This is a genomic window from Cellulomonas sp. Y8 (assembly GCF_008033115.1).
In the GTDB taxonomy this organism is placed as follows: Bacteria; Actinomycetota; Actinomycetes; order Actinomycetales; family Cellulomonadaceae; genus Cellulomonas.
Map to the genome: position 1 here is coordinate 3,135,061 of NZ_CP041203.1, position 17,315 is coordinate 3,152,375.

The 17,315-nt window shown below is 75.3% G+C and carries 17 protein-coding genes; 5 read left to right on the forward strand and 12 right to left on the reverse strand.

The window, feature by feature from the left end; genetic code table 11:
• The first annotated feature begins 175 nt into the window (after nucleotides 1–175).
• The 3 genes from FKM96_RS14140 to FKM96_RS14150 all read left to right on the forward strand — a co-directional run bounded on the left by FKM96_RS14140 (nucleotide 176) and on the right by FKM96_RS14150 (nucleotide 2,631).
• The gene (locus FKM96_RS14140) at nucleotides 176–1,324 is read left to right on the forward strand and encodes a glutathione-independent formaldehyde dehydrogenase (RefSeq protein ID WP_147795780.1); all 1,149 of its coding nucleotides are present in this window, start codon (nucleotides 176–178) and stop codon (nucleotides 1,322–1,324) included.
• Between the two features lie 124 nt (nucleotides 1,325–1,448).
• Nucleotides 1,449–2,285, forward strand: a complete 837-nt coding sequence (locus tag FKM96_RS14145) for a GAF and ANTAR domain-containing protein (RefSeq protein WP_147795781.1) — start codon at nucleotides 1,449–1,451, stop codon at nucleotides 2,283–2,285.
• A gap of 31 nt (nucleotides 2,286–2,316) precedes the next feature.
• Complete coding sequence (locus tag FKM96_RS14150) at nucleotides 2,317–2,631, forward strand: sulfurtransferase TusA family protein (RefSeq protein WP_147795782.1); 315 nt, start codon at nucleotides 2,317–2,319, stop codon at nucleotides 2,629–2,631.
• A gap of 4 nt (nucleotides 2,632–2,635) precedes the next feature.
• Here the strand turns inward: FKM96_RS14150 and FKM96_RS14155 are convergent, their stop codons facing one another.
• The gene (locus FKM96_RS14155; protein WP_246854985.1) at nucleotides 2,636–3,538 is read right to left on the reverse strand and encodes a siderophore-interacting protein; all 903 of its coding nucleotides are present in this window, start codon (nucleotides 3,536–3,538) and stop codon (nucleotides 2,636–2,638) included.
• A 136-nt stretch (nucleotides 3,539–3,674) separates the two neighbouring features.
• Nucleotides 3,675–4,133 (reverse strand): MarR family winged helix-turn-helix transcriptional regulator, encoded by a 459-nt coding sequence (locus tag FKM96_RS14160; protein WP_147795783.1) that lies wholly within the window; start codon nucleotides 4,131–4,133, stop codon nucleotides 3,675–3,677.
• Nucleotides 4,134–4,236: 103 nt separating this feature from the next.
• Here FKM96_RS14160 and FKM96_RS14165 point away from each other — a divergent pair, with 103 nt between their 5' ends.
• Nucleotides 4,237–5,541 (forward strand): MFS transporter, encoded by a 1,305-nt coding sequence (locus tag FKM96_RS14165; protein ID WP_246854986.1) that lies wholly within the window; start codon nucleotides 4,237–4,239, stop codon nucleotides 5,539–5,541.
• Here the strand turns inward: FKM96_RS14165 and FKM96_RS14170 are convergent.
• From FKM96_RS14170 to FKM96_RS14185, 4 genes are all read right to left on the reverse strand, one after another.
• On the reverse strand, nucleotides 5,521–6,144 hold the full coding sequence (locus FKM96_RS14170; RefSeq protein ID WP_147797130.1) for a response regulator transcription factor: 624 nt from the start codon (nucleotides 6,142–6,144) through the stop codon (nucleotides 5,521–5,523). The genes FKM96_RS14165 and FKM96_RS14170 overlap by 21 nt on opposite strands.
• A gap of 120 nt (nucleotides 6,145–6,264) precedes the next feature.
• Complete coding sequence (locus FKM96_RS14175; RefSeq protein ID WP_147795784.1) at nucleotides 6,265–7,728, reverse strand: sensor histidine kinase; 1,464 nt, start codon at nucleotides 7,726–7,728, stop codon at nucleotides 6,265–6,267.
• Between the two features lie 19 nt (nucleotides 7,729–7,747).
• The gene (locus tag FKM96_RS14180; protein ID WP_147795785.1) at nucleotides 7,748–8,572 is read right to left on the reverse strand and encodes an ABC transporter permease subunit; all 825 of its coding nucleotides are present in this window, start codon (nucleotides 8,570–8,572) and stop codon (nucleotides 7,748–7,750) included.
• Nucleotides 8,569–9,537 (reverse strand): ABC transporter ATP-binding protein, encoded by a 969-nt coding sequence (locus FKM96_RS14185; protein WP_147795786.1) that lies wholly within the window; start codon nucleotides 9,535–9,537, stop codon nucleotides 8,569–8,571. Before FKM96_RS14185 ends, FKM96_RS14180 begins: the two co-directional genes overlap by 4 nt.
• Before the next feature lie 268 nt (nucleotides 9,538–9,805).
• Here FKM96_RS14185 and FKM96_RS14190 point away from each other — a divergent pair, with 268 nt between their 5' ends.
• Nucleotides 9,806–10,663 (forward strand): Bax inhibitor-1/YccA family protein, encoded by an 858-nt coding sequence (locus FKM96_RS14190; RefSeq protein WP_147795787.1) that lies wholly within the window; start codon nucleotides 9,806–9,808, stop codon nucleotides 10,661–10,663.
• A gap of 73 nt (nucleotides 10,664–10,736) precedes the next feature.
• Here FKM96_RS14190 and FKM96_RS14195 read toward each other — a convergent pair whose 3' ends face one another.
• From FKM96_RS14195 to FKM96_RS14220, 6 genes are all read right to left on the reverse strand, one after another.
• Nucleotides 10,737–12,251: a tagaturonate reductase gene (locus FKM96_RS14195; protein ID WP_147795788.1), complete on the reverse strand. Its 1,515-nt coding sequence runs from the start codon at nucleotides 12,249–12,251 to the stop codon at nucleotides 10,737–10,739.
• Nucleotides 12,248–13,693: a glucuronate isomerase gene (gene uxaC / locus FKM96_RS14200; RefSeq protein ID WP_147795789.1), complete on the reverse strand. Its 1,446-nt coding sequence runs from the start codon at nucleotides 13,691–13,693 to the stop codon at nucleotides 12,248–12,250. Before uxaC ends, FKM96_RS14195 begins: the two co-directional genes overlap by 4 nt.
• A complete protein-coding gene (locus tag FKM96_RS14205) occupies nucleotides 13,690–14,859 on the reverse strand; it encodes a glycoside hydrolase family 105 protein (protein WP_147795790.1) in 1,170 nt (389 codons plus the stop codon). The genes uxaC and FKM96_RS14205 overlap by 4 nt, the downstream gene beginning before the upstream one ends.
• A gap of 12 nt (nucleotides 14,860–14,871) precedes the next feature.
• Entirely contained in the window at nucleotides 14,872–15,702 is an 831-nt protein-coding gene (gene kduI, locus FKM96_RS14210) for a 5-dehydro-4-deoxy-D-glucuronate isomerase (RefSeq protein WP_147795791.1), read from the reverse strand.
• 95 nt (nucleotides 15,703–15,797) lie between these two features.
• Nucleotides 15,798–16,562, reverse strand: a complete 765-nt coding sequence (kduD, locus tag FKM96_RS14215) for a 2-dehydro-3-deoxy-D-gluconate 5-dehydrogenase KduD (protein ID WP_210417279.1) — start codon at nucleotides 16,560–16,562, stop codon at nucleotides 15,798–15,800.
• Nucleotides 16,559–17,242 (reverse strand): fumarylacetoacetate hydrolase family protein, encoded by a 684-nt coding sequence (locus FKM96_RS14220; RefSeq protein ID WP_246854987.1) that lies wholly within the window; start codon nucleotides 17,240–17,242, stop codon nucleotides 16,559–16,561. The genes kduD and FKM96_RS14220 overlap by 4 nt, the downstream gene beginning before the upstream one ends.
• Between the last annotated feature and the right edge of the window lie 73 nt (nucleotides 17,243–17,315).

Here is a 17,315-nt window from a genome sequence, read left to right on the forward strand (position 1 = left end):
TCTACCTACCGGTTGGTAGGTAAGGCCAAGTCCGCTGGTGGCGGGGGTGGCGCCCGCGGTCGGGGAGCGCCCAGATGCCGGGGCGCCCGGCCCGGCGGAGGATCGAGACCCCGGCCGTGCAGCCACGTCGCGGCGGGCGCGGCCCATGAGGCCGCCCGGAGGAGGGAACCCCAGCATGCGCGCAGTCGTCTACCGCGGTCCGCAGCAGGTCGAGGTCGTCGAGGTCCCCGACGCCCGGATCGAGCAGCCCACCGACGTGCTCGTCCGGATCACCACGACCAACATCTGCGGGTCCGACCTGCACATGTACGAGGGGCGCACCACCGTCGAGGAGGGCAAGGTCCTCGGCCACGAGAACATGGGCGTCGTCGAGGAGGTCGGGCCCGCCGTCACCCGCATCCAGGTCGGCGACCGGGTCAGCGTGCCGTTCAACATCGCGTGCGGCACCTGTCGCAACTGCCTGCAGGGCTGGACGTCGTTCTGCCTGCGGACCAACCCCCTCGAGGGCATGGTGGGCGCGGCCTACGGCTACGCGAACATGGGCCCGTACGACGGCGGCCAGGCGGAGTACCTCCGGGTGCCCTACGGCGACGTCAACCTGCTCGAGCTCCCGCAGGGGACAGAGCACGAGAACGACTTCACGATGCTCAGCGACATCTTCCCGACCGGCTGGCACGGCACCGAGCTGGCCCGGATGCAGCCCGGCGACGACGTCGCGGTGTTCGGTGCCGGGCCCGTCGGGCTGATGGCCGCGCACAGCGCGCTCATCCGGGGCGCGTCGCGGGTGTTCGTCGTCGACAAGGAGCCCGACCGGCTGCGGCTCGCGGAGAGCATCGGCGCGATCGGCGTCGACTTCTCGGCCGGCGACCCGGTCGAGCAGATCATGGACGCGACGAACGGCCGCGGCACCGACTGCGGCGTCGAGGCCGTCGGCTACCAGGCGCACGACCCGTCCGGGGACGAGCACCCCGAGCTGGTGCTCGACAACCTCGTCGCCACGGTGCGCGCGACCGGGGGCATCGGCGTGGTCGGCGTCTACGTGCCCGAGGACCCGGACGCCGCGGACGAGGGCGCGAAGCAGGGCCGGATCGGCTTCGACTACGGCACCTTCTTCACCAAGGGCCAGCACATGGGCACCGGCCAGGCACCCGTCATGCGGTACAACCGCCAGCTGCGCGACCTCATCGTCGCCGGGCGCGCGACGCCGTCGTTCATCGTGTCCCACGAGCTGCCGCTCGACCAGGCCGCCGAGGGCTACCGCCGGTTCGACGACCGCGAGGACGGCTGGACCAAGGTGCTGCTGCGCCCCGGCCAGACGGCCTGACGAGCGCATCCGGTCCCGCGGTCGGGGGTGCTGCCCGCCCGGGTGGCGCCCCCGGCCGCGCGGGCGGACACTGACGGCCTGTGCAGCGCTGCGCAGCGTGCTCCCACCACGTCAGGACCGCACCATGGCCACCCGAGGGTCCGACGAGGTCGTGCGGGTCGACGCCGACGCCTCGTTGGACGCGCTGATCCACACCCTGACGCGCCACGCCGCCCGCACGCTGGGCGTCGAGGCCTCCGCCTGCTCCGCCGCGACCGTCCGGGGCTGCGACCGGTGGCTCTCGGCCGCCTCCGTCGCCGTGGCACGGTGCGACGCCGTGCAGGACCGGCACCGGCTCGGGCCGCGGTACCTGGTCCGGTCGACCGGGGCCCCGGTGACCGTCCCGGACGTCGCCGCCGACGACCGGTGGCCGGTGTGGAGCCACGCCTGCCGGGTGCAGGGCTTCCGCTCGGCGCTCGTCGTGCCGGGCACCTACGGGCACGTGACCGTGCACCTGTCCCTCTACTCGCCGGGCACGCCGGACTGGTCCGGGGTGACGCCGCGCGCGCTCGGGCTGGCGCACGGCATCGCGGCCGTCGTCGCCGCCCGGGACGAGATCATCGAGCTCGCGCAGACGATGGACGACCTGCTCGCCGGCAGCCGGTCGCGGGTCGTGCTCGACCGCGCGGTCGGGGTCGTCATGGCCCAGCGCGGCTGCGACGCGTCCGAGGCGCTGGCGCACCTCAGGTCCCTGTCCGCGACCGGGGACCCGCGCGAGGTGGCGGCGGCGCTGGTCGCGGGCGCGATCGGGGCCGGCGGTCCGCCCGCCGGCCCCGGCGCCGACGAGCCGGCGGCGGGCCTCGTCGGCCAGCGGGACGAGCCCGCGCCGCGTGCGGACGCCGGGTCGGACGCGCGGGAGCCGACCGTCGGCGGGCACGCGGTGGACGCCCCTGGGACGGGGCGCCCGGCGACGGTCGGCTGACCGGCCCCGGCGGTCTCGGTACAGTCCGAGCGTGCCCACGCCGCCCGACGACGCGACCGCGCCCCGCGCCCCCGTGCACCTCGACGGCGGCGACCTCGGCTGCGCCCGGCTCCTCGTGCTGCTCCGCGCCCGCGCCCGCGAGCTTCCGGGCGGCACCGTCGTGCACCTGACGACGTCGGACCCGGTGGCGCCGATCGACCTGCCGGCGTGGTGCCGGATGACCGGCCACCGCTACCTCGGGCCGGTGCCGGACGGGCCGCCGCCCGCGACGTACGCGATCGAGGTCGCCGCGGACGCGCGCCCCACGGACCCGGACCGTCCCTGGCACGTGGCCACGGACGCCTGAGGCCTCAGTCCAGCCCCGCGGCCGCCTCGGCGTCCTCGATCCCGCGCAGCCAGTCGCGCTTGCCCGCGCGCCAGCCCTCGTCGTCCGCCCCGAGCCGCCAGTAGCCGGAGATCGACAGGTCGGCCTTGCCGAGCCCGCGCTCGACGCGCAGGTAGCGCCGCAGCTCGCGCACGGACCCGGCCTCGCCGTGCACGAACGCGTGCACCCGGCCGACCGGCCACGGCAGGGCGCGGACGGCCTCGACGAGCCGCGCGCCGGGCGCGGCGTCGCCGGTGTGCACCCAGTGCAGCGCGATGCCGTCGGGGACGTGCAGGGCCTGCTGCTCGGCCTGGTCGTGCACCTCGAGGACGGCGTGCCCGGAGGCGGTGCCGCCGAGGCGCTCGAGCGCGACGGCGATCGCGGGCAGCGCCGAGGCGTCGCCGGCGAGCAGGTGGTGGTCGGCGGTGAGGTCGGGGGTGTAGCCGCCGCCCGGGCCCACCACGACGACCTCGTCGCCGGGTGCCGCGGTGGCGGCCCACGGGCCCGCGATGCCGTCGGCGCCGTGCACGACCAGGTCGATCGTCAGGGTGAGCTCGAGGTCGTCGAACCCGCGGACGGTGTAGGTGCGCATCCGGGGCTGGTGCTCCGGCGGCAGGGCCGCGCGGGCGGCCTCCATGTCGACCCGGCCGTCGGGGGTGGTCCAGGCGGCGAGCACGTCGGCGCCGGAGGTCGTCGCGCCGACGCCCGGCAGGAACACCAGCTTGACGTAGGAGTCCGCGTGCGGGGACGGCGCGAAGCCGGCGACGCCGGGGCCGCCGAGGGTGATCCGGACCATCGCCGGGCTGAGGTGCTCGGCGCGCACGACGGTGGCGCGCAGGGCGGTCCGCGGCGGGCGGCGCGGGGTGGTCACGGGCTCGGTCGAGGTCACGCGGGGAGCACCTTCCAGTGGTTCGAGGTGCCGGACGGGTCGGCGTGCGGGGACGTGCGGCCCGGGGGCGTGGCCGGCGCGTCGGGTCGAGCGTAGGTGGTCGGCAGCGGCGCGTCACGCGGGGACGCGGCGCGTCTCACCGGCTGCCGTGCGCGCGGCCCCAGGTGTCGACGTCGGCGTTGAGCCGGGTGAGCAGCCGCGCGAGGTCGGCCCGGTCGTCCGCGGACCAGTGGTCGAGGACCTCGCCGTACAGCCGGGCGCGGACCTCGCGGGTGCGCTCGAGGCCCGCCAGGCCCTCCTCGGTGGGCCGGACGAGCGTGACCCGCCCGTCGCTGGCGTCGGCGGCGCGCACGACCTGGCCGGCCTGCTCCATCGCGAGCACCTGCCGGGTGACGGTGGACGGGTCGAGCCGCAGGGCGTCCGCGATGGCGTTCACGCTCGTGGGGCCCTCCTCGGCGAGGACCCCCAGGACGAGGTACGCGGAGCGCTCGATCTCCCCGCGGGCGCGGGCGCCGGCGCGGCGGGTCCGGTCGGACAGGCGCAGCAGCATGGCCACCTGGGCCTCGATCGTGCGCAGGGAGTCGTCCGGCTGCATGGTCACCTCGTCCTCGGGTCGGCCCGGGCAGTCTGCCACGTCCCGCCGGGCAATAAGCCTGTATAGTACAGACATACCCGACGACGACTTCCTGAGGACACGCATGCCCAGTCGGCACCCCGAACCGAACAAGACCGCCATCTACGCCACGGCCCTGACCGCGTTCTTCGCGATCGCCGGGATCGCCGTGGTCGACCCGATCCTCCCGGTGATCGGCGAGGAGATCGGCGCCTCCACCTGGCAGATCGAGCTGCTGTTCACCGCGTACCTGGTCGTGATGGCGGTGGGCATGATCCCCGCGGTCATCGCGACCGGCCGGTACGGCTACCGCAAGGTGCTCGCGACCGGCGTCACGGTCGTCGCGGCGGCCGCGGTGCTCGCCGCCCTGTCCGGCAACATCCTCGAGCTCGCCGTGCTCCGCGGCCTGTGGGGCCTGGGCAACGCGATGTTCTTCGCGACCGCGATGGTGCTGCTGGTCGCGCTGGCCACCGACCGCGAGTGGGTGGTCGAGCTGTTCGAGACCTGCGTCGGCCTCGGCTTCGCGGTGGGCCCGCTGATCGGCGGCCTGCTCGGCCAGATCTCCTGGCGGGTGCCGTTCGCCGCGTGCGGCGTGTTCATGCTCATCGCGCTGGGCATGTCGATCACCCGGCTCCGCGACCCGCAGGACCCGCCGACCGCGCTGACCCTGCGCGACGTGTGGCAGCCGTTCCGCCGCCCGGCGTTCCGCACGCTCTGCGTCGTGACCGCCGCGTACAACTTCGTGTTCTTCGTGGTGCTCGGCTACACCCCGGTGTTCCTCGGCCTGGACGTGATCCCGCTCGGCCTGGTGTTCACCGCGTGGGGCATCGGCCTGGCGGTCGGCATCCTGGTGGTCGGCCACCGGCTCGCGCACCGGATCGGCGCGGTGGCGACGGTCGGCGTGGCGATCGGCGGCCTGCTGGTCGCGCTCGCTGCTCGCCACGAGCGCCGGGACCGCCGAGTCGGTCGTGGTGCTGGTGCTGGCCGGCGTCTGCATGGGCATCGCGAACGCGAACCTCACCGACCTGGCGCTCGGGCTCGGCGGTGCGGAGCGCCGCACCACCACCGCGGCGTTCAACCTGGTCCGCTGGGGCTTCGCGGCCCCCGCGCCCGTGATCGCCGGCCTGCTGCTGCACCCGGTGAGCGCGACGGCCCCGTACTGGGTGGGCGCGGCGGTGCTGCTGATCGGCGTGGTGGCGTTCGCGTGGAAGGGCCGCGCGATGGCCGCGGCGGTCGGCGAGAAGCTGACCTTCCGGCAGTGGGACCGCGCGGCGCGCGCCGTCGAGGGCACGCCCGAGGAGGCGCTGGGCGAGGCCTGAGCCCGGCCGGGCCGGACCCGGCACCCACGCGGTGCCGGGTCGGTGCCGGGTCAGCGCCCGACGAGGCCTGACTCGTAGGCGAACACCACCGCCTGCACCCGGTCGCGGACCCCGAGCTTCGCGAGGATCCGCCCCACGTGGGTCTTCACGGTGGCCTCGGACAGGAACAGCCGCTCGGCGACCTCGGCGTTGGACAGCCCCTCGGCGACGGCGAGCAGCACCTCGCGCTCGCGCTGGGTGAGGTCGTCCGCCCGGGCGTCGCCGCGCGGCGCGGGGGCGTCCTGCTCGCCCGGCAGCTCCTCGGCGAACAGCTCGAGCATCCGCCGGGTCACCCGCGGGGAGACGACGGCGTCGCCGGTGGCGACGGCGCGGATGGCGGCGGTGAGCTCGGCGGGGCGGGCGTCCTTGAGCAGGAAGCCGCTCGCGCCGGCGCGCAGCGCGGCGAACGCGTACTCGTCCAGGTCGAACGTGGTGAGGATGAGCACCCGGGACCGGGAGCCGGCGGCGACGATCCGCTCCGTGGCCTCGATCCCGTTGGTGCCGGGCATCCGGACGTCCATCAGCACGACGTCGGGGTCGAGCGCGGCGATCTGCCGCAGCGCCTCCGCGCCGTCGCCCGCCTCGCCGACGACGGTGAGGTCGTCCTCGTCGTCGAGCACGAGGCGGAAGCCCATGCGCAGCAGGGGCTGGTCGTCCACCAGCAGGACGCGGATCGGCGCCGGCGCGGTGCCGTCGGGGGTGGTGGTCACGCGGGCTCCTCGGTCGGGGTGGCGGCGTCGGCGTGCGCGGGGCCGTCAGGGGCGTCCTCGGTGCGCAGCTCGACGTGCACCCGCCAGCCGCCACGGTACGGCCCGGCCGCGACGGAGCCACGGTAGACCGCCGCGCGCTCGCGCATGCCGACCAGGCCGCGGCCGCCGCGCACCGGTGTCGCGGGGGTGACCGCGGTGACGCCCTCGGCGTCGGGTCCGCGCGGCCAGCGGGTCGTCGCCGCGCACGGCCAGGCGCTCGCCGAGCCGGCCGAGCCGCCCGGTCTCGCCGGCAGCGTCGGCGACCGGGTCCGCGGCGGCGCCGTCGTCGACGACCTCGATGCCGACCCGCCCTGCGCCGTGCCGGACCAGCACGTCGACCCGCGCGCCGGGGCCGGCGTGCCGCAGGGCGTTGGTCAGCGACTCCTGCACCACCCGGTAGACGGTGAGCGCGAGGGCGGCGTCGGCGGGCAGGGCGGGGCCGGCGGTGGTGAGGTGGACCGTCAGCCCGGCCGCGCGGAACTGCTGCACCAGCGACTCGAGGTCCTGGGTGCCGGGCTGCGGCTCGAGCGGCACGTCCGCCCCGCGGAGCACCCCGAGCATCCGGCGCATGTCCGCGAGCGCCGACCGCCCGGTCTCGGACAGCAGGTCCAGCGCGGCGGCGGCGTCGTCCGGCGAGCGGCGCATCGCGACCCGGGCCCCGTCGGACAGGGCGATCATCACGGTGAGACCGTGCGCGACCACGTCGTGCATCTCGCGGGCGATCCGGGTCTGCTCGGCGGCGGCGGCGAGCTTGGCGTGCTGCTCGCCGGCGTCCACCAGCTGCTGGTGCCGCTCGACCAGGGCACGGGTGTGCAGGCGGCGGCCCCGGACGTTGGCGCCGACGGCCAGCGCGACCAGCCCTGCCACCAGGATCGAGCCGATGTCGACGTTGAGACGCGCCCCGTCGGGGCGGAGCACGGCGCCCCACAGGAAGAACGCCCCGAGCACGCCGACGGTCGCGGCCCCCAGCAGGAGCCAGCCCTGGCGCTGGGGCCGGGTGGCCGCCACGACGTAGAGGCCGAGGGCGAACGCGACGTCGCCCGCGCCGACGGAGCCGGTGAGCAGGACCTGCAGGACGGCCGACGCGCCGAGGGCGATCGTGACCCGGACCGGCCAGCGCCGGCGGAACCACAGGGCGACGAGCGCCAGCGCGGTCAGCGCGAGGGACAGCGCGGCGGCCGCGCCGGACAGGACGACCGTGTCCGCCGCGAACCCGACGTTCGGCCCCGCGCCGTCGACGACCGGCCCCACGGACGAGATCGCCGACAGCGCGAAGAACACGCAGACCAGCACGTCCGACGCCCGCGGGTGCAGGGCGAAGAACCGGCGCACGCGGCCGAGCCGCCGGGCGTCCAGCTCGGTGAACGCGGCGGGGGCGGGATCCGGGGTGCTCAGCGGGTCCTCCGGAGGAGAGGGGCGGACGGGTGGCGGGACGACGGCGGCCCCGCCCCGGGGTCGGGACGGGGCCACCCTAGGCGTGCGGCGCGGGTCAGGCGTCGCGGCGGCGGAGCAGCACCGCGGCCGCGGCCAGCGCGACGACGCCCCAGGCCACGAGGACGCCGTAGCCCTCCCAGGGCCCGAGCACGGCGTCGGGGTTGTCCGACATGACCAGCTGGGAGCCGGCCGACATGGGCAGGTAGGGGCTGATCTTCTCGAAGAACGCCCACGGGATCAGCGCGAACACGCTCTCGACGACCAGGAGGAGTCCGAGCACGGTCGCGAGCGCGCCGGCCGAGTGCCGCAGCAGCGCGCCGATCGCGTACGCGAGCAGGGCGATCGCCGCGAGGTAGAGCGGTGCGCCGAGCAGGATCCGCTGGTTCATCTCGAGACCCAGGTCGACGCGGTGCGCCTCGCCGAGCACGGGGTAGGTGACGGCCCAGGACACCAGGGTGCCGACGACGCCGGTCACGAACGCGACGACGACCACGACCAGCCCCTTGGCCAGCAGCGCCGGCGTGCGGGTGGGGGAGGTCGACAGGGTGCTGCGGATCATCCCGGTGGAGTACTCGCCGGTGATCGCCAGCACGGCCAGGACGCAGATCGCGAGCTGGGCGAACTGGATGCCGCCGACGATGTCGCCGGCGGTGACCGTGTAGTCCATGCCGGACTCGTCGAACTGCCGGACGCCGAAGTACGCGATCATCCAGGCGATGCCGGCCTGAGCGACGACGGTGATCGGCAGCACCCACCACGTGGAGCGCAGCGACCACAGCTTGATCCACTCGGACCGCAGCAGGCGGCCGAAGGTGACCCGGGCGTCGCCCGACGGGCGTGCCGCGGCGCGGGTCGCGGGGACGGTGGCGGTGGCGCTCATCGCCGGGCCTCCTCGGGGGTGGGGGCGGTCTGCCCCTGCTGGACGGTGGTGCCGGCCCCGGTGGGCGCGGAGTGGTACTCGACGTCGTCGGCGGTCAGCGACATGTACGCGGCCTCCAGCGACGCGGCGACCGGGGTGAGCTCGTGCAGCACAACCCCGTCGCGGGCGGCGAGCTCGCCGACGGCCTCGGCGGTCGTGCCGGTGATCTCGATCAGCCCGGCCTCGACGGAGGTGACGGTGGTGTCCGGGCCCTGGAGCAGCTCCGCCAGGCGGCTCGCCTGCGGGCTGCGCACCCGGACCCGGGTGCCGGAGGCTCCGGCGACGATGTCCGCGACGGGGGCGTCGGCGATGATCCGGCCGCGACCGATCACGAGGATGTGGTCGGCGGTCAGCGCCATCTCGCTCATGAGGTGCGAGGACAGGAAGACGGTCCGGCCCTCGGTGGCGAGGTGCTTGACCAGGTTGCGCACCCACAGGACGCCCTCGGGGTCGAGGCCGTTGACCGGCTCGTCCAGGATGAGCGTGCGCGGGTCGCCGAGCAGAGCCGCGGCGATGCCGAGCCGCTGGCCCATGCCGAGGGAGAAGCCGCCGACGCGCTTGCCGGCGACGGCCTGCAGGCCGGTCATCTCGATGACCTCGTCGACCCGCTTCCGGCCGATGCCGTGCGTGGCGGCGACGGCGCGCAGGTGGTTGGTCGCGGAGCGGCCGGAGTGCACCGCCTTCGCGTCCAGCAGCGCGCCGACCTCGGTCAGCGGCGACTTCAGCTGCGCGTACGGGCGGCCGTTGACGGTCACGGTGCCGGACGTGGGCCGGTCGAGGCCCATGATCATGCGCATCGTGGTCGACTTGCCGGCGCCGTTCGGGCCGAGGAAGCCGGTGACCTTGCCCGACTGGACCGTGAAGTCGATGCCGGCGACAGCCGTCTTGTGACCGTACCTCTTGGTCAGTCCTCTTGCCTCGATCATGGTGTCCTCACAGGGGTGGTCTCTGGGTACGGCACGAACCTACGGACCCGGGCCGCGTCGCGGAACGTCCGTGGGGCCGATCCTCCGGGGCGGTCGGCTCGCCCGCACGACCGACGCCCTCCGTCGTGGGGATGACCCGGGGGCCCGCGGGGTCGGCCGCCGGGATGGTCCTGGGCGCGTGAGGGGTCCGGGGAACTTCCGTGGGGGTCGCGGCGTTCTAGGGTCAGTGCCACTGCCGGCTCGATCGCGAACCGACCCTGGAGGACCGATGACCAACCCGGTGTTCAACAACAGCGCCGTCTTCGGCGACCCGCGCGCCCGCGGGAACCGCGGACGTGCGCAGCAGACCGCGGCGGGGCCCGGTGCGTACGGCGCCACCGCCACCGGGCCGGTGATCGAGGCGCAGTCGCTGGAGCAGATGTACGGCGCGCCCGCGGCCACCACCCGCGACACGGGCCGCCTGACCTACGACGACGTCATCATCAAGACGGGCGGGCTGCTCGCGCTGCTGGTCGTCGTCGCGGCCGCCACCTGGAACGTCGCGCCCGGCCTGTGGCCGATCGGCGCGGTCGTCGGCCTGGTGCTCGGCCTGGTGAACGCGTTCAAGAAGAACCCGAGCCCGCTGCTCATCACGCTGTACACCGTGGCGCAGGGCGTGTTCCTCGGCGGCATCAGCCTGGCGTTCCAGAACATGACCTTCGACGGGCAGTCGGTGCAGCCGATCGTGCTGCAGGCCGTCATCGCCACGTTCGCGACGTTCGGCGCGGCGCTGTTCCTGTTCAAGTCCGGCCGGGTCCGCGTCACCCCGAAGTTCACGCGCTGGCTGCTCATCGCGATGGTCGGCTACCTGGCCTACTCGCTGGTCAACGTCGTGATGATGTTCTTCGTGTCGAGCGACGGCTTCGGCCCGCTGCGGAACGGCTGGGTCGGCGTCCTTGCCGGTCTGTTTGCGGTCGGTCTCGCGGCAGCGAGCCTGATCATGGACTTCGACGCGATCAAGCGCGGCGTCGAGCAGGGTGCTCCCGCCAAGATGGCCTGGTCGGCCGCGTTCGGCCTGATCGTCACGCTGGTCTGGCTGTACCTCGAGATCCTGCGCATCCTCGCGATCCTGCAGGGTCGGGACTGACCGCACCCCGCACGAGCACGACGGCCCGCGTCCCCGGAAGGGGGCGCGGGCCGTCGTCGTCCCGGGCGCCCGGTCAGCCCGCGCCCGCCAGCAGGTGCGCCAGCGCCGCCTCGGCTCCTCGGCGCAGGATCGACCCGGCGTGCCCGGCCACCTCGTCCGCGAGGCGCCCGAGCCGCGGGTCGTCCGCCGTCAGCATCCCGGCGGCGACCACCACCCCGCGGACCCAGCCGGGCAGGTCGCGGTCGTCGCAGGCGCGCGCGAGCGCGAGCGGCCCCGGGTCGTCGGCGGGCTCGAACCCCGCGGGCCCGAGCCGCCCGGAGTCGAGGACCAGCAGCGCGGCGAGCGCGAACGCCGTCGCGGGCGCCTCCCGGCCGTCCTGCCACGCCTCCAGCAGCACGGGCAGGTTCCGCGCGCGGTACTTTGCGAGCGCGTTGAGCGCGATGTCGGCGAGCCGGTGGTGCAGGAACGGGTTGGTGAACCGCTCGCGGATGGTCGCGGCGAACCGGCGCAGCGCCTCGGGGTCCTCGGCGAGCGACGGCAGGATCTCGCGGTCCAGCAGCAGGTCGAGGTAGCGCGCGACGTCCGCCCGCGCCACGGTCTCCCGCACGCCGTCCTCCCCGAGCAGCAGGCCGAGCGGGCTCAGCGCGGTGTGCATCCCGTTGAGCACCCGCACCTTGCGGTCCCGGTAGGGCCGGACGTCGGGCAGGAACTCGACGGGCTGGCCGGCGCGGTCCAGCGGCAGCACCTCGCGCAGCGCCGGGTCGCCGCCGACGGCCCACACGCCGTAGAGCTCGCCCTTGACCACGAGCCGGTCGGCGTACCCGATCTGCCGGTGCACGTCGTCGATCTCGTCGCGTGGGTAGCCGGGCACGATCCGGTCGACCAGGGTGTCGTGGAACGTGCAGGCCTGCTCGACCCAGGCGACGAACGCGTCCGGCAGGCCGTTCGCCGTCGCGTGCGCGAGCACGTACCGCCGCAGGGTGCTCGCGTTGTCCTCGACGAGCTCGCAGCACACCACGTGCAGGCCCGCGGCCGGGTCGCCGCCGAAGTGCCGGAACCGGTCCAGCAGGAGCGCGGTGACCTTGGCGGGGAAGGACGCGGGCGGGGTGGCGGCGAGGTCGTCGCCCTCGACCCAGGCGATGCCCGCCTCGGTCGTGTTGGACACCAGGACCTGCAGCGACGGTTCCAGGTAGGTCGCGCGGTAGGCGGCGAACTCCTCATGGGCCCGCACGACCCGCTGGATCGCGGTGACCCGGGTGACCTGCCGCACGGGCTCGCCGGAGCGGACGCCCTCGAGCAGCACGTGGTAGATCCCGTCCTGCTCGCGCAGCAGGTCGAGAGCCCGGTCCGGGCCGGGCGTGGCGTGCACGACCGCGACGCCGTGCCGGGTGACGCCCGCGTCGTTGGCGCCCTGGATCATCTGGTCGACGAAGGCGCGCAGGAAGTTGCCGGCGCCGAACTGCAGCACCGTCAGCGGGAGCGCGTCCCGGGTCACGGTCGTCGCGTCGGGCACGGGGAGCCCGACGGCGTCGGCGTGCGCGGCGGGGGTGGGGTGTCCGGCCGGGCCGGGCGGGGACGTCGTGGTCATGAGGCCTCGTAGGCGCGCAGGGGCAGGTGGTAGGCGAGGTCCGCCGCGGTGTCGACGGCCTCGTCGAGGTCGAGCCGGTGCTCGACGACGAGCCGGGCCAGGTACCCGGCGTCGACGCGGCGGGCCAGGTCGTGCCGGGCGGGGATCGACACGAACGCGCGGGTGTCGTCGACGAACCCCGAGGTGTTCGCGAACCCGGCGGTCTCGGTCACGGCCTCCCGGAACCGGCGCATGGCGTCGGGGGCGTCGAGGAACCACCACGGCGCGCCGAGCCGGACGGACGGGTAGACGCCGGCCAGCGGGGCGAGCTCGCGGGAGAAGGTGGACTCGTCGGTCGTGAACAGGATGGTCCGGAACCCGGGGTGCCGGCCGAACGCCGCCAGCAGCGGGCGCAGGGCGCGGGTCCACTCCGTCGCGACCGGGATGTCGTACCCCTTGTCGGGTCCGAACGCCGCGGCCACCGCGGGGTCGTGGTCCCGGAGCACGCCCGGGTGCAGCTGCAGGACCAGACCGTCCTCGGCGGCCATCGCGGCCATCTGGAACAGCATGTGGCCCGCGAACGCGTCGGCGTCCGCGGCCGTCACGTCCCCGCGCAGCGCCGCCGCGAACACCCGCTCCGCCTCGGCATCCGTGAGCGGGGTGGTGCCCGTGCCGAGCAGCCCGTGGTCGGACGCGCGGGCACCGGCGGCCCTGAACCGGGCGCGCTGCACCCGCAGCGCCTCCCGGTAGCCGGCGTAGGACCCGACGTCCGTGCCGGCCGCTTCGCCCAGCCGCTCGAGGTCGGCGCGCCAGCCCGGGCGGTCGACGGCGAGCAGCGCGTCCGGCCGGAACGTCGGGACGACGCGGTCGCCGAGACCGTCGGCGGCGAGCCGGGCGTGGGCGTCCAGGGTCGACCACGCCGGGTCGGTGGTGCTGATCACCTCGATGCCGAACCGGTCGAGCAGCGCCCGCGGCCGGAACGCCGGGTCGTCGATCGCCGCCTGCACCTGGTCGTAGAGCGCGTCGGCGGTCGCGGCGCTCGGGCGCTCGGTGACGCCGAAGACCTCGACCAGCTCGGTCTCCAGCCAGAACCGGGTCGGAGTGCCGCGGAACAGCGGCCACCCGGCGCAGAACCGCCGCCAGACCTCCCGCGGGTCGGCCTCGGCGACGACGCCCGCGTCCGTGGCCACCGGGGCGACGCCCAGCTCCTCGATGCCGGCGCCCTGCGAGGCGAGCATCCGCACCAGGTAGTGGTCCGGGACCACCAGCAGCTGGGCGGGGTCGGGGAACGGCGCGTCGTCGGCGAACCACTCGACGGGCACGTGCCCGTGCATGGCGACCAGCGGCAGGTCGCGGGTCGCGCGGTAGATCTCCCGCGCGACCGGCCGGGTGACGGGGTCGGCCGGGAGCGCGCGGTCGGGGTGCAGGGTCCAGGCGCCCGCCGGCCGGGCCGGGGCGGTCACCGGGCCGCCCCGAGGCCGTGCCGGCGGTCCATCTCGACGGCGGCGAGCAGGAAGGGCCCGACGCCCTTGTGGTCGTTCGTCACGACGGGCTCGCTCATGTAATACGCGTAGGAGCCGTCGCGGTACGGCTGCCCGCCGAGGCCCGCGACCTGGCACATCCGGTGCACGTTCACCCAGCCCTGCGCGTCGACCGACAGGAACTGCTCCGTGGCGTGCGCCCAGCCCGACTCCAGCGCCTGCTCCCAACGGTCGCCCGTCAGATACCCGAGGCGCAGCGCCTTGGCGATCGCGGCGAGGACCATGAACGAGCCCGAGGACTCCAGGTAGTTCAGCGGCCGGTCGCCCTGGTCGGGGATCTGGTACCAGAGGCCGGTGCGCGGGTCCCGGACCCGCAGCAGCGCCGCGAGCACGTCCTCGAGCTGGTCCCGGACGCGCGCGCGGCCGGGGTGCTCGGCGGGCAGGTGCTCGAGCACGTCGGCCATCGCCATGACGAACCAGCCGAGCGCGCGCAGCCACACGTGCGGCGAGCGCCCGGTCCCCGGGTCGGCCCAGGCCATCCGACGGGACTCGTCGCAGGCGTGCCGGCACAGCCCGGACGGGCCCTCGACGGTGAGGTCGTACGCGGTGGTGAACTGCAGCACCACGTCGTCCAGCAGGTCGGTCCGGTCGGCCAGCACGCAGTAGCGGGCGTAGAAGACGGAGCCCATGTAGAGGCCGTCGAGCCAGACCTGGTCGGGGTAGATCTGCTTGTGCCAGAAGGTCCCGGCGCGCAGCCGCGGCTGGCGGAGCAGCTGCTGGAACAGCCGGTCCGCGGCGAGGCGGTACCGCCGCTCGCCGGTCTCCGCCAGCAGGTCCAGGACGGCCTTGCCGTTGTTGACGTGGTCGAGGTTGTACTCGGCGCGGGCGTACCCGAGGATCGAGCCGTCCTCCCGCACGAAGTGGTCGAGGTTCCGCCGGATGTACGCGGCGTACCGCGGGTCGCCGGTGAGCGCGTGCACGGCGCGGATGCCGTCGAGCACCAGCCCGTCCTCGTACTCCCAGCGGTCGCGGAGGTTCACCAGCGGCTCGCGGGCGAGCAGCGTGTCGGCGCCGAGCACCGCCCAGCGGGTGCGTGCGGTGCCGTAGCCGCGACCGGTCGGCGCGTCCGGGGTCGTCTGCGTGGTCATCGCGTCCCCCGCTCAGGCCAGCGCGGCCGGCGGCACGGCGTCCATGTCGTCGAAGGCCTGGTTCTCCCCGGCCATCGCCCACACGAACGAGTACGCCGCGGTGCCGACACCCGCGTGGATCGACCAGGACGGCGAGATCACGGCCTGCCCGTCGGCGACGACGAGGTGCCGCGTCTCCTCGGGCCGGCCGAGCAGGTGGATCACCCGGGCGTCCTCGGGGAGGTCGACGTAGAGGTAGCACTCGGTGCGCCGGTCGTGGGTGTGCGCCGGCATGGTGTTCCACATCGAGCCCGGGTGCAGCGTCGTGACGCCCATCATCACCTGGCAGGTGCGCACGCCGTCCGGGTGCAGGTACTGGCGCAGGGTCCGGCGGTTCGACGTCTCCTGGTCGCCGAGCTCGCGGACGGTGCCCTCCTCCGGCAGCACGCGCGTCGAGGGGTACGCGGTGTGCGCGGGGGCCGAGACGAGGTAGAGCCGGGCGCCGGAGCCCTCGGCCGCGTCGGCGAACGTCACGTCCCGCACGCCGCGGCCCAGGTACAGGCAGGCCCGCGGCGGCAGCTCGTACGTCGTCCCGTCCGCCTCGACGACCGCCGCGCCGCCGACGTTGACGATCCCGACCTCGCGGCGCTCCAGGAAGTGCGCCGCGCGCAGCCCGTCGGGCGCCTCGAGCGGCAGCCGCCGCCCGGCCGGGACGGCGCCGCCGAGGACGACGCGGTCGTGGTGGGTGTGGACGAGGCGGACCTCGCCGGGGACGAACAGGTCGGGCACGAGGTAGCGGGCGCGCAGCCCGCTGGTGTCGAGTCCGGCGATCTGGTCGGGTCCGGTGGCGTAGCGGTTCTCCACGAGGGGGCCTTCCTGGGATGGGTCGGGCGGGGTGCGGGCGGCGCCGGAGGCGTGGTGCGGGGCGGCGCGCGGCCGGGGGTCGGCGGGGCCGGGGGTCAGCGGACGAGCCAGCCGCCGTCCACGGGCAGGACGGCGCCGTTGACGTAGTCCGAGGCGGCCGAGGCGAGGAACACGAACGCGCCCTGCAGGTCCGCGGGCGTACCCCAGCGCTCGGCGGGGATGCGGTCGAGGATCGAGCGCTCGCGGACCTCGTCGGCCCGGAGGGCGGCGGTGTTGTCGGTGGCCATGTACCCGGGCGCGATCGCGTTGGCGTTCACCCCGTGCCGGGCGAGCTCGTTGGCCAGCGCCTTCGTGACGCCCGCGACCGCGTGCTTGGACGCGGTGTAGCCCGGGACCAGGACGCCGCCCTGGAAGGCGAGCATCGAGGCGATGTTGATGATCTTGCCCCGCCCCTGGTCGACGAACCGGCGGGCCGCCGACCGCGACAGGTGGAACACGGCGTCCAGGTTGATGGCGAGCACGTCGTCCCAGTCCGCGGCGGCGTGCTCCAGCAGCGGCGCGCGGCGGATGATGCCGGCGTTGTTCACGAGCACGTCGACGCGGCCGAGCCCGTCCACCACCGCCTGGACGTCGGCGTCGAGGTCCTCGGGCGCGGCGTGCACCAGGTCGCGCTCCAGCACCAGGCAGCGCCGGCCGAGCGCGCGCACGGCCTCGGCGGTCTCGGTGCCCGCCACGTGGTCGAGCAGGGCGACGTCGGCGCCCGCCTCGGCGAGCGCGAGCGCGGCGCCGCGACCGAGGCCGCGGGCGGCACCGGTGACGAGGGCGACGGTCCCGTCCAGGCGGAAGGAGTCGAGGATCACAGCGGGCCTCCAGGGGTGGGGCGGGGCGCCGGCGACGCGCCGGCGACGAAGGTGGTGGTGAGGGACCCGAGGCCGGTGACGGCGATGGTCACGGCGTCGCCGTGCCGCAGCGGCACGTGCGCGGCAGCCGCCTCGGGGAGCTTGGCGGGGGTGCCGGTGGCGATCACGTCGCCCGGCTCGAGGGTGAGCACCTGGCTGAGGTGGTGGATCAGGAACGCGGGGGAGAACACCAGGTCGTCGGTGCTCGACCGCACCGTGACGACGCCGTCGCGCTCGACCGTGAGCTCCCGCCCCGTGATCGGCAGGGCCTCGTCGGCGGTGACGACGGCGGGGCCGAGCTGGCCGAAGCCGTCGACGCACTTGCCGAGGGTCCACTGCGAGGTGCGGGACTGCCAGTCCCGGGCGGAGACGTCGTCGAACAGCGTCAGCCCCCCGACGTACGCCTCGGCCTCGGCGAGCGGGACGCAGTGCGCGCGGCGCCCGACGACGACGGCGATCTCGCCCTCGTAGTCGGCGTGCTGCACGGCGGGCGGGAGCACCACCGGGTCGTCGGGGCCGCACAGGGTGTTCGCGGTCTTGACGAAGACGTTCGGGTGCTCGGGGACGTCGTCGGGCGCGCGGTCCCGGCCGAGGTGCCCGGCGTAGCTGTGCCCGAGGCACAGGATCGTCCCGGGGCGCACCGGCGGCGCGAGCCGGACGGAGGCCGCGTCCGGCAGGCAGGCAGGCCGGGTCCGCCGCGTCGACCGCGGCCTG

Bases quoted from the DNA above. Each gene is read 5' to 3' on its own strand.
- FKM96_RS14140 (WP_147795780.1), top strand. From the start codon at position 176: ATGCGCGCAGTCGTCTACCGCGGTCCGCAGCAGGTCGAGGTCGTCGAG.
- FKM96_RS14145 (WP_147795781.1), top strand. From the start codon at position 1,449: ATGGCCACCCGAGGGTCCGACGAGGTCGTGCGGGTCGACGCCGACGCC.
- FKM96_RS14160 (WP_147795783.1), bottom strand. From the start codon at position 4,133: ATGCAGCCGGACGACTCCCTGCGCACGATCGAGGCCCAGGTGGCCATG.
- FKM96_RS14165 (WP_246854986.1), top strand. From the start codon at position 4,237: ATGCCCAGTCGGCACCCCGAACCGAACAAGACCGCCATCTACGCCACG.
- FKM96_RS14170 (WP_147797130.1), bottom strand. From the start codon at position 6,144: ATGGGCTTCCGCCTCGTGCTCGACGACGAGGACGACCTCACCGTCGTC.
- FKM96_RS14180 (WP_147795785.1), bottom strand. From the start codon at position 8,572: ATGAGCGCCACCGCCACCGTCCCCGCGACCCGCGCCGCGGCACGCCCG.
- FKM96_RS14185 (WP_147795786.1), bottom strand. From the start codon at position 9,537: ATGATCGAGGCAAGAGGACTGACCAAGAGGTACGGTCACAAGACGGCT.
- FKM96_RS14190 (WP_147795787.1), top strand. From the start codon at position 9,806: ATGACCAACCCGGTGTTCAACAACAGCGCCGTCTTCGGCGACCCGCGC.
- FKM96_RS14195 (WP_147795788.1), bottom strand. From the start codon at position 12,251: ATGACCACGACGTCCCCGCCCGGCCCGGCCGGACACCCCACCCCCGCC.
- FKM96_RS14205 (WP_147795790.1), bottom strand. From the start codon at position 14,859: ATGACCACGCAGACGACCCCGGACGCGCCGACCGGTCGCGGCTACGGC.